The sequence below is a fragment of the Kaistella jeonii genome (assembly GCF_000812865.1).
In the GTDB taxonomy this organism is placed as follows: domain Bacteria; phylum Bacteroidota; class Bacteroidia; order Flavobacteriales; family Weeksellaceae; genus Kaistella; species Kaistella jeonii.
In genome coordinates, this window is the sequence record NZ_JSYL01000002.1 from 256,426 (window position 1) to 269,553 (window position 13,128).

At 36.5% G+C, this 13,128-nt stretch carries 16 protein-coding genes; 1 reads left to right on the top strand and 15 read right to left on the bottom strand.

What is annotated here, in order from left to right:
- Nucleotides 1–231: 231 nt before the first annotated feature.
- From paaZ to eno, 4 genes are all read right to left on the bottom strand, one after another.
- On the bottom strand, nt 232–2,730 hold the full coding sequence (paaZ, locus tag OA86_RS03760) for a phenylacetic acid degradation bifunctional protein PaaZ (RefSeq protein ID WP_039349092.1): 2,499 nt from the start codon (nt 2,728–2,730) through the stop codon (nt 232–234).
- Nucleotides 2,727–3,008 carry a hypothetical protein gene (locus OA86_RS03765; RefSeq protein WP_039349093.1) on the bottom strand — a complete coding sequence of 94 codons (282 nt, stop codon included), beginning with the start codon at nt 3,006–3,008 and terminating at the stop codon, nt 2,727–2,729. Before OA86_RS03765 ends, paaZ begins: the two co-directional genes overlap by 4 nt.
- Before the next feature lie 308 nt (nt 3,009–3,316).
- Nucleotides 3,317–4,603, bottom strand: coding sequence for a citrate synthase (locus OA86_RS03770; RefSeq protein ID WP_039349095.1), 1,287 nt, complete (start codon nt 4,601–4,603; stop codon nt 3,317–3,319).
- Nucleotides 4,604–4,684: 81 nt separating this feature from the next.
- Nucleotides 4,685–5,977 (bottom strand): phosphopyruvate hydratase, encoded by a 1,293-nt coding sequence (gene eno, locus OA86_RS03775; protein ID WP_039349098.1) that lies wholly within the window; start codon nt 5,975–5,977, stop codon nt 4,685–4,687.
- A gap of 174 nt (nt 5,978–6,151) precedes the next feature.
- Between eno and OA86_RS03780 the strand changes: the two genes are divergently transcribed.
- A complete protein-coding gene (locus tag OA86_RS03780) occupies nt 6,152–6,568 on the top strand; it encodes a hypothetical protein (RefSeq protein ID WP_039349101.1) in 417 nt (138 codons plus the stop codon).
- Nucleotides 6,569–6,960: 392 nt separating this feature from the next.
- On the opposite strand, the gene rplQ is transcribed toward OA86_RS03780, so the two are convergent.
- The 11 genes from rplQ to rpsE all read right to left on the bottom strand — a co-directional run bounded on the left by rplQ (nt 6,961) and on the right by rpsE (nt 13,118).
- Nucleotides 6,961–7,491 (bottom strand): 50S ribosomal protein L17, encoded by a 531-nt coding sequence (rplQ, locus tag OA86_RS03785; protein ID WP_039349103.1) that lies wholly within the window; start codon nt 7,489–7,491, stop codon nt 6,961–6,963.
- 6 nt (nt 7,492–7,497) lie between these two features.
- Nucleotides 7,498–8,493, bottom strand: a complete 996-nt coding sequence (locus tag OA86_RS03790) for a DNA-directed RNA polymerase subunit alpha (protein WP_039349105.1) — start codon at nt 8,491–8,493, stop codon at nt 7,498–7,500.
- Nucleotides 8,494–8,527: 34 nt separating this feature from the next.
- Nucleotides 8,528–9,136, bottom strand: coding sequence for a 30S ribosomal protein S4 (gene rpsD / locus OA86_RS03795; RefSeq protein ID WP_039349107.1), 609 nt, complete (start codon nt 9,134–9,136; stop codon nt 8,528–8,530).
- A gap of 90 nt (nt 9,137–9,226) precedes the next feature.
- The gene (gene rpsK / locus OA86_RS03800; RefSeq protein ID WP_039349111.1) at nt 9,227–9,616 is read right to left on the bottom strand and encodes a 30S ribosomal protein S11; all 390 of its coding nucleotides are present in this window, start codon (nt 9,614–9,616) and stop codon (nt 9,227–9,229) included.
- A gap of 12 nt (nt 9,617–9,628) precedes the next feature.
- Nucleotides 9,629–10,006, bottom strand: a complete 378-nt coding sequence (rpsM, locus tag OA86_RS03805) for a 30S ribosomal protein S13 (RefSeq protein WP_039349114.1) — start codon at nt 10,004–10,006, stop codon at nt 9,629–9,631.
- Between the two features lie 9 nt (nt 10,007–10,015).
- On the bottom strand, nt 10,016–10,132 hold the full coding sequence (rpmJ, locus tag OA86_RS15505) for a 50S ribosomal protein L36 (protein ID WP_007839480.1): 117 nt from the start codon (nt 10,130–10,132) through the stop codon (nt 10,016–10,018).
- Between the two features lie 140 nt (nt 10,133–10,272).
- The gene (infA, locus tag OA86_RS03810; RefSeq protein WP_031503426.1) at nt 10,273–10,488 is read right to left on the bottom strand and encodes a translation initiation factor IF-1; all 216 of its coding nucleotides are present in this window, start codon (nt 10,486–10,488) and stop codon (nt 10,273–10,275) included.
- A 7-nt stretch (nt 10,489–10,495) separates the two neighbouring features.
- Nucleotides 10,496–11,878, bottom strand: a complete 1,383-nt coding sequence (secY, locus tag OA86_RS03815) for a preprotein translocase subunit SecY (protein WP_039349117.1) — start codon at nt 11,876–11,878, stop codon at nt 10,496–10,498.
- 8 nt (nt 11,879–11,886) lie between these two features.
- Nucleotides 11,887–12,333 (bottom strand): 50S ribosomal protein L15, encoded by a 447-nt coding sequence (gene rplO / locus OA86_RS03820; RefSeq protein ID WP_039349122.1) that lies wholly within the window; start codon nt 12,331–12,333, stop codon nt 11,887–11,889.
- A 77-nt stretch (nt 12,334–12,410) separates the two neighbouring features.
- Nucleotides 12,411–12,587, bottom strand: a complete 177-nt coding sequence (gene rpmD, locus OA86_RS03825) for a 50S ribosomal protein L30 (RefSeq protein WP_039349125.1) — start codon at nt 12,585–12,587, stop codon at nt 12,411–12,413.
- Between the two features lie 9 nt (nt 12,588–12,596).
- On the bottom strand, nt 12,597–13,118 hold the full coding sequence (gene rpsE, locus OA86_RS03830; RefSeq protein WP_039349128.1) for a 30S ribosomal protein S5: 522 nt from the start codon (nt 13,116–13,118) through the stop codon (nt 12,597–12,599).
- Between the last annotated feature and the right edge of the window lie 10 nt (nt 13,119–13,128).

Here is a 13,128-nt window from a genome sequence, read left to right on the forward strand (position 1 = left end):
CCAATCCGGGTCCAAGTGTATTATAAACTTCGAAAATCGCTCTCCTTATCAAATAGGACATTTCATTTTCAGTCATAATTTGTAATTTATATTTAACAGATTCCACCGGCTTTGATGGATTACTTTATAAATATCCATAAAGTCATTATGTAAATACGCTAAATGTCTCACGGATTACACGAATTTCCACAGATAATTCCGTGTAAATCTGTGCTCCAGAAATAATTAGAACTAGCCTGCTACTAAGCCAAATTGTTCAAAGTGATGCGTTACATGTTTCTGGTGAAACAACTCCATCATCTCTTTATTCAAAGTTCCGAAAACAAAATGTAAATGTTCAGCGTCTGGATTTTCCCGGTAATAAATCTGATAGTTTTTTACCGATTCAATGAAATGTGTTTTGGCTTCTTCTAAGTTTTTATATTTCAAATCCGGTAATTTATCGTCTTCTAAAAAAGGTGCAGGGAAATCTTGCGGCATTTTTCTAAAGTTATAAAGCGAATCTTGATACATTTCGATATGTTCAGTCGGAGTTTTACATTCCGAGGTTTCTAATTCTCCGGTGCTGTATTTCATTGTCGCTTCCAAATGTTCGAGCATTTCCTGCGCTTTCATTCTTCCCCAATTTGGCAAAGTTTTCTCAGTTAAATTATTCAATCGTTTTGCAAAATCTTTGTAGTCAATTTTGATGAAAGGAGATTTTTTCGCGACCAAAGTTAAAATCGTAGCGATGCAAACGGTTTCTTCTCTTTGATTCACGACTTCAACCAGCCATTTTACAACGCCACTTGGAACATTTCTACCTTTTACACCTTTGTTGATTCTTTCTTTCGCTGTTAAATAAACAGTGATCGTATCTCCTGCATAAACCGGTTTGAAGAAATTAGCGTTTTCTAATCCATAGTTTGCGATAACCGGACCTTTTTTTCCGGAAACAAATAATCCTGCAGCTGCGGAAAGTATGAAATATCCATGTGCAACAGTTTTGTCGAAAATAGTTCCGTTCAATGAAGTCGAATCAGTATGAGCATAAAAATGATCCCAGGAAACATTTCCGAAATTTACGATATCTGCTTCCGTTACAGTTCTTCCAGCGGTTTCTAGGGAATCTCCGATTTCTACTTCTTCAAAATATTTTCTGAATGGATGTTTTTCTGAATAAGTCGGTGTTGCTCCTTGCTGATAAACTTTGGTGATCGCAGTTAAAATATCTGGTGAACCTTGAATCGCAGTTTTCTGTAGAAAAAAATGAAGTCCATTTAAGCCCCCCATTTCTTCTCCGCCACCTGCTCTTCCTGGACCACCGTGCATTAATGTTGGCAAAGGCGAACCGTGACCTGTTGATTCTTTCGCGTTATCTCGGTTTAAAACAAAAATTCTTCCGTGCGTTGTTGCCATTTTCCAGGCAGTTTCTGCTACAAATTTTTCGTCGTGAGAAATGATAGAACCGACCAAACTTCCTTTTCCGCGTTTTGCCAAAGCTGCAGCTTCTTCCGCATCTTTGTAAGGCATTATTGTGGAAACCGGGCCGAAAGCTTCTACATCATGGGAAATATTTTTTTCGAAAGGTTTGTCATTTAAGAATAATTTCGGACTCATAAATGAACCGCTTTCGTAATTAGCATCGACTAAATCCTGTTTTCCGTCGTAAATTAATTCGGTTTCTGTTTTTAATAATTCGATTTTTTCTGAAACTTCAGCGAATTGATCTTTTCCAGCGAGAGCGCCCATTCTAGTTTCGCGGCTTAAAGGATTTCCGATTTTTACCTGATCTAAAGATTTTATTAAAGCATTCTGTACCTCTGCAATTAAATTTTCAGGCACGATGATTCTTCGAATGGCGGTACATTTCTGACCAGATTTGGTGGTCATTTCATTTCGAACCTCTTTGATAAAAAGATCAAATTCTGGAGTTCCAAGTTTTGCATCCAATCCAAGGATGGAACAATTTAAGGAATCTGCTTCCATATTAAATCGCACTGAATTTTGCGCGATTGAAGGCATTGATTTTAATTTTTTCCCGGTGGAAGCAGAACCTGTGAAAAGCACAGAATCTCCGTCTTTCATATATTCCAGCATATTTCCGGCGCTTCCACAAATGAGTTGAAGTGAACCTTCCGGAAGAATTCCGCTTTCTATAATATCTTCAAAAACTGCGTGCGTTAAATAACTTGTAGGAGTTGCAGGCTTTACGACACTCGGAACTCCCGCTAAAAGAGAGGTCGAAAGTTTTTCTAACATTCCCCAAACCGGAAAATTGTAGGCATTTATTTGTACCGAAATTCCTTCACTTGGCGTGAGAATATGTGTTCCGAGAAAAGTTCCGTTTGCTCCAAGTTTCTGGGTATCACCATCGACCCAAAAAGGCGTGTTCGGTAACATTCTTTTTGCCAAACCTGAATAGGTAAAAAAAGTTCCGAAACCTCCTTCTATATCTACCCAGGAATCTGCGTGAGTTGCACCCGTTTTGTAGGAGATTTCGTAATATTTTTTTTTTCTTTCGAGAAGATATAATGCGATATTCTTCAACATTTCACCCCGATCATAAAAAGTCATCGAAGCTAAATTTTTGTAACCTACAGTTCGACCGAAATCTAGAGCGTGCTCGAAATTAATTCCTTTCGTGTCGACAACGGCAACTTTTTCACCGTTCACTGAATTATAGAGTTGAGTTCCGTCTCCGGAGCCTTCAACCCATTCTCCGTATATGTAATTTTTAAGTTTCATTATTGATGAGAATTTTTAAAATTTTTAGTAATGATTTTAAATAAAAAATAGAGCAAAATTAAAATAAAAACAAAATCGAGGGTAATCACCACCGCTGCAAAAACATTATAAGCAAGAACTTTTTGATGAAGATATTCTGCTGCTTTTTGATTATCAACATGTCCTAATGCCTCTGTAATTCCGATGCTTTGTTTGATGAGATAGACAGCCAGAAAATTGAGTGGAAGTAAAATAATTATTCCGGAAATGATCCATTTTTTTTTGTTAGAATTTTTAAACATTGATGATTTTTATAATGGAAGCTTTTCGGCTAGAGCCAATGACTAATTCGAAATTTGCACGTACTAAAGTCCGTTCTTAATGCCTTGAGTAACGCTTTTTTTCAGATCGTTAAGATACATAAATTTTCAATTTTGCTAAAATTTTCTTTTTCGCATAATCTGCGCCCCAACTTGAACGGAGCTCTTTTTGCGAGGAGGAACGAGGAGCAAAAAAGCGGGAGTGGTAGGTGGAAAGAGGCGCCCAAAAAAAATAAAAAAAATTCCCTCTCAAAATAAATTGAAAGGGAATCTGTAGGTATTTAAAGAATTTATCTTTGGCTCATGTCCACGTAATCGCGTTTTTGAGCTCCCTGATAAACTTGTCTTGGTCTTCCGATCGGATCGTTGTGTAAACGCATTTCTTTCCACTGGGAAATCCATCCTGGTAATCTTCCTAAGGCGAACATTACGGTGAACATTTCTGTAGGAATTCCTAAAGCGCGGTAAATAATGCCGGAATAGAAATCTACGTTTGGATACAATTTTCTTTCGATGAAATATTCATCTTCTAAGGCTACTTTTTCTAATTGTAGTGCGATATCTAAGGCTTTATCTTCAACTCCTAATGAAGTTAGAATATCATCTGCAGCTTTTTTGATAATTCGTGCTCTTGGATCGAAGTTTTTGTAAACTCGGTGACCAAATCCCATTAAACGGAAATTATCGTCTTTATTTTTTGCTTTTTCTACATATTTTGCGACATCGCCTCCATCTTTTTCGATCATTTCAAGCATTTCGATTACTGCCTGATTTGCACCACCGTGAAGTGGACCCCAAAGCGCAGAAATCCCTGCGGAAACTGAAGCGAATAAGCCGGTATGCGCTGAACCAACCATTCTTACAGTTGATGTAGAACAGTTTTGCTCATGATCTGCGTGAAGAATTAATAATTTGTCTAAGGCACCAACAACAACTGGATCTAAATGAAATTCTTGATTTGGCCGACGGAAACACATTTTGTAGAAATTTTCTACATAATTTAAACTGTCATCTCCATGATTGATGGATAGTCCCATTTTTTTACGGTACGTCCAAGCACAAAGGTGAGAGAATTTAGCGATCAGCATTTCTGCAGCGTGATCCATATCTTCTTTTGAAGTTACATCTACCGCTTTTGGATTAAAGGCAGTTAAAGCAGAAGTTAAAGAGGACAAAACTCCCATTGGATGAGCTGAACGAGGGAAAACGTCGATGAGTCTTTTCATCTCATCAGCAACGAAATTATATTTTTTAATTCCTTTTTCGAAACCTGCAAACTGATCGGTTGTTGGCAAACTACCATTCAATAAAAGGTAAATAACTTCCGTAAAGTTAGATTTTTCTGCAATTTGCTCGATTGGATAACCTCTGTAATATAATTCTCCATTATCACCATCTAAATAAGTGATATCACTAATAGTAGCGCCTGTATTTTTATATCCTAAATCTAAAGTAATTAATCCAGTTTGGTCTCTCAGTTTTGAGATATCGATTCCTCTGTCACCGATTGTACTTTCTATGATAGGGTACTCAAATGCTTTCCCATCATAATTTAATATAACTTTGTTATCTGACATTATAATTTATTTTTTTACTAATTTATGAATATTAAGAGAAAACCACAAACGATTTTTTTCATTCTCGATTAATTTTATCTATTATCGTTTTATTTTGAAAGCATCTAATCCTGGAAAAATTGCTGTATCTCCTAAAGCCTCTTCAATTCTCAAAAGCTGATTATACTTTGCCATTCTGTCTGAACGCGAAGCGGAGCCGGTTTTGATCTGTCCACAATTCATTGCTACTGCTAAATCAGCAATCGTTGAATCTTCTGTTTCTCCGGATCTGTGAGAAATTATAGTGGTATATTTATTATGTTGCGCCATTTGTACAGCCGCCATCGTTTCAGATAAAGTACCGATCTGGTTTACTTTAATCAAAATTGAATTGGCGATATCTCCGGCAATTCCTTTGGCTAAAATTTCGGTATTGGTTACAAATAAATCATCACCAACGATCTGTACTGTTTTTCCTAATCTTTCCGTTAATAATTTCCAACCTTCCCAATCGTTTTCGTCCATACCATCTTCGATGGAAATGATCGGATATTTTGAAGCTAATTCAGCTAAATAATCAACTTGTTCTTCACGAGTTCTGCAGGCACCATTTTCACCTTCAAATTTTCTATAATCGTATTTTCCATCTACATAAAATTCTGAAGCTGCTGAATCTAAGGCAAACATAATATCGTCTCCAGCTTTATAACCAGCATTTGCAATTGCTTGGGTTAAAGTATCTAAAGCATCTTCAGTTCCGTGGAATTTTGGTGCAAAACCACCTTCATCGCCAACTGCGGTAGAAAGATTTCTCTTTTTTAAGATTGATTTCAATTCATGGAAAATCTCTGTCCCTTTTTGCAAAGCATGAGAAAATGAATCAGCTTTTACAGGCATAATCATAAATTCCTGAAAAGCTATTGGAGCATCTGAATGCGAACCGCCATTAATAACATTCATCATTGGTACTGGAAGCGTATTTGCATTTACACCGCCAATATATTTATACAAGGGGATTTTCAATTCTATCGCCGCAGCTTTTGCCACTGCTAAAGAAACACCCAAAATTGCATTTGCACCAAGGTTGGCTTTGTTTGGAGTTCCATCTAACTCAATCATCAGCTGATCGATAAAATTTTGCTCAAAAACAGAAGTCCCAATCAATTCTGGAGCGATAACTTCTCTTACATTTTCTATGGCTTTCAAAACTCCTTTTCCACCATATTCTTTCGAACCATCACGTAATTCTACAGCTTCATGTTCGCCTGTAGAAGCACCGGAAGGAACAGCAGCTCTTCCCATTGCACCACTTTCTGTGAAAACATCAACTTCGATTGTAGGATTGCCTCTGGAATCAAAAATTTGTCTTGCTTCAATGTAAGAAATGTAACTCATTGTATTTATTTTAAGTTTTATTAATGATTACAAATTTAGTTAAAATTGAATGATTGCCGTTGATTTCTGCAATGATTTTAGCAGGGTTTGAGTTAAAATTTAGTTAATTCTACGGCTTAACTGAGAATTAGAAAAGTTATCATTAAATTTGAATTAACGACAAAATCACTACCAATGAAAAAGACAATCATCACCCTATCAACTTCCTTACTTCTGTTGACATTTAGCTGTAATAAAAGTACAGAGGGTAATAAAGGTGTTATCAAACAGGAAAATGGATATTCGGAAAATCTGCCCAAAGACAGTATGACTGTTACAGAAAATGCCGGAGATAAAACTGCACAGGAATATACAGACCGTTATGTTGCTGATGATGGCTCATCTGCTTTGGTCACCTTTAAAAATACGGATAAAGAAAAAAGCATCAGCATTAGAAGCAATAATAAAACGATCTCTGCACCGGAGAAAAAGAAAACTTCAGATGGCGCGATTTACGGAAACTATGATTTTGAGATTATGGCGAAAACCGATAGTATTACGATTACGCAGGGAAATAATATTATTAAGTTGAAGAAAGCGAGAGGACAGTAGGTAGAAGAGCCAAGTGAAAAGTAAAAAGAGTCAAGTGAAAAGTAGTTGAGGATTTGAGAATTTGAGGATTTGAGGATTTGAGGATTTGAGGATTTGAGGATTTGAGGATTTGAGGATTTGAGGATTTGAGGATTTGAGGATTTGAGGATTTGAGGATTTGAGGATTTGAGGATTTGAGGATTATCAAAAAGTTAAAATATTTTTACGAAACCAGTTATGTTTTTCTTTTTCGAAAAAGTATTAATTAACGCATAATTTAATAGCCCCGATTGCAGCGGCATCCTTTTTATTTTTGCTCTGAAAAATAAAAAGATATAGCGGCAAGCGGGATTAAGCTAAAAAAAGCCATTCAAATAAATGAATGGCTTTTTAGTATATAAAAGTTGGGATAATTATTCCGCAGCCTTTTCTTCTGTTGAATCAGCAGCTTCTGCTGTTGGCTCTTCAGTTTTAACTTCTTTGCCAGGGATCGTTGCTGCTTCAGCTACAGTTTCTGTCGCTTTTGGAGCCGCTCTTCTGCTTCTTCTTGTTACTTTTTTCTCTTCAGCATTCGGGTTGTAAAGCTCATTGAAATCTACCAATTCGATCATTGCCATATCGGCAGCATCTCCTTGTCTAAATCCTGTTTTAATGATTCTTGTATAACCTCCCGGTCTTCCTGCAATTTTCGGAGCAACTGTTCTGAATAATTCAGTAACTGCTTCTTTGCTTTGCAAGTAGGAGAAAACCGTTCTTCTGTTGTGTGTAGTATCGTCTTTCGATTTTGTAAGGATAGGCTCAACGTACACTCTCAAAGCTTTCGCTTTTGCAACAGTAGTCATGATTCTTTTATGCTCAATAAGAGAACAAGCCATATTAGAAAGCATCGCACTTCTGTGTGAAGCTGTTCTAGATAAGTGATTGAATTTTTTACCGTGTCTCATTGTTATTTATTTGTCAGCGTCTAATTTATATTTAGCAACGTCGAAACCGAAGTTAAGACCTTTTGCATGCACTAATTCTTCTAATTCTGTTAATGATTTTTTACCGAAATTTCGGAATTTCATCAAATCAGACTTCGTGTAAGAAACCAGTTCTCCTAAAGTTTCTACTTCAGCAGCTTTCAAGCAGTTTAGTGCTCTTACGGACAAGTCCATATCTGTTAATTTAGATTTAAGGAGTTGTCTTGTATGTAAAGTTTCTTCATCGTATTGAATAGATGCTTTTACAGCTTCAGTTTCTAGTGTAATTCTCTCGTCGGAGAACAACATGAAGTGATAAATTAATATCTTAGAAGCTTCAGTTAAAGCGTTTTGAGGAGAGATGGAACCATCAGTCTCAATATCTAAAACGAGTTTTTCGTAGTCTGTTTTTTGCTCTACACGATAATTCTCAACACTGTACTGTACTTTCTTGATCGGAGTAAAGATAGAGTCAATAGCAATGGTACCAATGGCAGCATTACTAGTTTTGTTTTGATCCGATGGAACATAACCTCTTCCTTTTTCTACGTTGAATGTAATTTCAAATTTCACATCCTTGTTAAGATTACAGATGATCAACTCTGGGTTCAAAATTTCGAAACCTTGAATTGATTTTCCTAAATCTCCTGCAGTTACGGTAGTTTGTCCGGAAACTTTTGCAGTCACTGATTCTGCAGTAGCAGCTTCAGTTTTCGCTTTAAGTCTTAACTGTTTAAGATTCAGAATGATTTCTGTAACATCTTCTATAACACCCGGAATTGTTGAAAATTCGTGCTCTACGCCTTCTATTTTGATAGAGGAAATAGCATATCCTTCTAGAGAAGAAAGCAATACTCTTCTCAAAGCATTACCGATCGTAAGTCCAAATCCTGGCTCCAATGGTCTAAATTCAAATTGACCTTTGAAATCATCGGAGTTAAGAAGGATTACTTTATCGGGTTTAATAAATGTTAAAATTGCCATATAATTTGGGTTGAGCAAAAATTTGAAAAAATTATTATTTAGAGTAAAGTTCGACGATCAACTGTTCTTTCAAGTCTTCCGGGATTTGAATTCTCTCGGGAGCTGCTATGAAAGTACCTTGTTTAGTTTCGTCGTTGAATTGTAACCACTCATAACTTGACTTATAAGCTAATGAATCAGCAATAACTTCCAAAGATTTTGATTTCTCTCTGATTGCTACCACGTCTCCAGCTTTAAGAGTGTAAGATGCGATGTTTACTAATTCTCCATTTACTGTGATGTGTCTGTGAGAAACCAATTGTCTTGCACCTGCTCTGGTTTTTGCAAACCCGAATCTGTACACTACATTGTCTAATCTAGATTCACACAATTGCAATAGAACTTCACCTGTAACACCTTTTGCTCGGTTGGCTTTTTCGTATAAGTTCGCAAATTGTTTCTCTAAGATACCATAGGTATATTTAGCTTTCTGCTTTTCCATTAACTGAACAGCATACTCGGATTTCTTAGATCCTCTTCTTTTGTTCACACCATGTTGTCCTGGTGGTTGGTTCTTTCTTTTCTCGAAGTTTTTGTCATCTCCGTAAATTGCAGCACCAAATTTTCTTGCAATTTTCGTTTTAGGTCCAATATATCTTGCCATATTTTTTAAGATTTTAGATTCTAGATTTTAGATTTTAGATTAGAATGGGTTTACCATTAAGAATTTAAAACTAAAACATAAAATAATAGATTATACTCTTCTTCTTTTTGGTGGTCTACATCCGTTATGTGGCATAGGAGTCACGTCAACGATTTCACTAACTTCAATTCCTGAATTGTGAATAGTTCTGATGGCAGATTCTCTACCTGCACCAGGACCTTTCACGTAAACCTTTACTCTGCGTAGTCCAGCGTCGTGAGCTACTGTAGAGCAATTTTCTGCAGCCATTTGTGCTGCGAAGGGAGTATTCTTTTTAGAACCTCTGAATCCCATTTTTCCGGCAGATGCCCAAGAGATTACTTCTCCGTTTTTATTCGTTAAAGAAATAATGATATTGTTAAAAGTTGCCTGAATATGAGCTTCCCCAATTGCTTCAACTTTAACTTTTCTTTTCTTAACTGCTTTTGTCTGTTTTGCCATAATTCTTACCGATTATTTACTTGCTTTTTTCTTGTTAGCAACAGTTTTTCTCTTTCCTTTTCGGGTTCTAGAATTATTTTTAGTTCTTTGTCCTCTTAAAGGTAATCCCAGTCTGTGACGTATTCCTCGTTGGCAACCAATATCCATCAATCGCTTGATATTAGTTGAAGTTTCAGTACGCAATTCACCTTCTACTTTTACGTGTTCAGTGATGTAGGTTCTGATCAATGCCAATTCATCGTCATTCCATTCGTTGACTTTCTTGTCTTCGCTGATACCGGCAGCTTTAAGGATTTTAGAAGAAGTACTTCTTCCAACTCCAAAAATATAGGTTAAGCCGATAACGCCTCTTTTGTTCTTTGGTAAATCAATACCGGAAATTCTCGCCATAATTTAATTTTAGCCTTGTCTTTGTTTAAATTTTGGGTTCTTCTTGTTGATCACGAACAGAACGCCTTTCCGGCGAACGATCTTGCAATCAGCACTTCTTTTTTTGATAGATGCTCTAACTTTCATTCGTTACTTTTCTTTTTTAATTTTACAACGGTTAAATGAGATCTTACGGAATCATTCCCATTTTGTTTAAATTTAGAACTTCAATAAAATTATGTAATTCTACAAGTTCTCGTTTATAGTTAAATTCAGTTAACCTGAAATTAATATCTGAAGGTGATTCTTCCTTTCGATAAATCGTAAGGAGAAAGTTCTAATTTTACCTTGTCTCCAGGTAAAAGTTTGATGTAATGCATTCGCATTTTCCCAGAAATATGAGCGATAAGAACATGCCCATTTTCCAGTTCTACACGAAACTGCGCGTTCGAAAGTGCTTCCGTGATCACGCCGTCTTGTTCAATATGTTTTTGTTTAGCCATTTATTATTTACAGATTGTTGCTTGTTCTGGATAATTTCGACTGCATCAAGCCATCATAATGATGATTTAATAAGTACGTATTGATCTGCTGAATCGTATCCAGTATTACACCAACCATGATTAATAGTGATGTTCCACCGAAGAAAAGAGCAAATCTATCCGTCTGAACAAACGCTCCGTGCACTATTGCCGGAAGGATTGCAAAGATAGCTAAAAACATCGAACCTGGCAAAGTTATTTTTGAGAGGATATCATCCAGATAATCAGAGGTTTCTTTCCCAGGTCTTACCTTTGGAATTAGACCACCGTTTCTCTTCAGATCATCTGCCATTTGATTCACAGGAATCGTGATCGCAGTATAGAAGAAAGAGAAGATGATAATTAATATCGCAAATAATACATTGTATTGCCAACTAAAAACATTTTTGAATCCTGCCAAGAAGGTATTAGACTCATCAACTTTCGTTAAAAGTCCAGGAACAAACATTAAGGCCTGAGCAAAAATGATCGGCATAACTCCGGCAGCATTTACCTTTAAAGGAATCCACTGTCTTGCGCCCTGCATCAAATTTTTTGTTACTCCACCTCTTGCCTGTGCTCTGCTTACATACTGGATAGGAATTTTTCGTACTGCAACCGATAATATAATCGCTAATAATACTACTACCATCCAGAATAAAACTTCAATAAGAATCATGATCGTACCAAATCCTCCTTTTCCGGTTTGTGTAGCGATTTCCTGAATAAATGCTCCAGGTAGATCTGCTAAAATACCAACCATAATTAAGATCGAGATACCGTTTCCTATTCCCTTATCTGTAATTTTTTCTCCTAACCACATTGCAAATACCGAACCTGCTACCAGAATTACGATACTTGGCAACCAGAACATAATTGATTCCGGATGTACAAAATATGCAGAAGCAAACTGTGCATGCGGCAAAAACATCTGAGTGATCGAAGTAAGATAAGAAGGAGCCTGTACCAAACAAACTGCAATTGTTAACCATCTTGTAATTTGGTTCAAAGTATTTCTACCACTTTCCCCATCTTTCTGCAATTTCTGAAGGTACGGAATTGCCATACCCATCAACTGCACAATAATGGAAGCAGAAATATAAGGCATGATCCCGAGCGCCATAATTGAGGCTCTGGAGAATGCACCACCTGTAAACGAAGAAAGCAAGCCAAGAAGTCCTGCTCCTTGCTTGTTGCCTCCTTGCTGTTTGTAAATATCCAAAAGATTCCCTACTTCTGACATGTTAATGGCAGGTAAAGAAATATAAGATGCGAATCTATACACAAGGATGATACCGAGAGTAAACATAATTTTATCCCTCAATTCCTTAAGACTCCAAATGTTTTTTAGTGTTTGTATAAATTCTTTCATTGTCGTAATTATAGAGTAATTGCTTTACCGCCTGCTTTAGCAATTGCTTCTTCAGCAGATTTTGTGAATTTGTGAGCAGAGATGGAAACACCTGATTTCAATTCTCCTCTTCCCAAAATCTTTACGATTTCGTTTTTCTTCGCTAATCCGTTTTGTACTAATACTTCTTGAGTAAAGTCAGTGATATTCTTAGTATCAGCTAAAACTTGAATAGTATCAATATTGATTGCTCTGTACTCTTTTCTGTTTACGTTGGTAAAACCGAATTTAGGCAATCTTCTTTGCAAAGGCATTTGACCCCCTTCAAAACCGATTTTTTGTGAATAACCAGCTCTTGCTTGCTGACCATTGTGACCTTTTCCAGCTGTACCCCCTTTACCACTACCTTGTCCTCTTCCGATTCTTTTTGTACTGTGAGTAGAACCTGCTGCAGGTCTAATATTATTTAAATTCATTATATTTTAGATTTGAGATTTTAAGATTAGAGAAAGAGACTTTAATTAATTAGAGTCTCTTGTCTCTTGATCTATTTCTATTTTACAACTTCTACGAGGTGAGCAACTGAAGCTACCATTCCTAAGATGGAAGGAGTATCATCATGTTCCACTACTTGGTGAAGTTTTTTTAATCCTAATGCTTCTAGCGTTCTTTTTTGGGTTTTAGTTCTATTAATAGCACTTTTTACCTGTTTTACTTGAATCTTTGCCATTTTTTTAAATTAACCGTTAAACACTTTATCTAATGAAATACCTCTCAATTTTGCAATTTCTTCAGGTCTTCTGATATCCAATAATGCTTTGAAAGTAGCTTTCACAACGTTATGTGGGTTAGATGATCCTTTAGATTTTGAAAGAATATCTTTGATTCCAGCAGCTTCAACTACCATACGAACAGTACCACCTGCGATTACACCGGTACCATGAGTTGCAGGTCTCAAGAAGATATCTGCACCACCGTAACGAGCGGAAGTTTGGTGAGGGATGGTATGATTTACAACAGGAACTTTTACTAAATTTTTCTTAGCGTCTTCTACTGCTTTTGCAATAGCTGAAGCTACTTCTTTAGATTTTCCTAATCCGAAACCTACGGTTCCAGCTTCATCACCTACAACCACGATTGCAGAAAACCCGAAAGCTCTACCTCCTTTGGTTACTTTGGTAACTCTGTTTACTGAAACGAGACGATCTTTAAGTTCTAATCCTCCCGGTTTTACTTTTTCTATATTATCTAGTCCTAACATATTTCCGAAA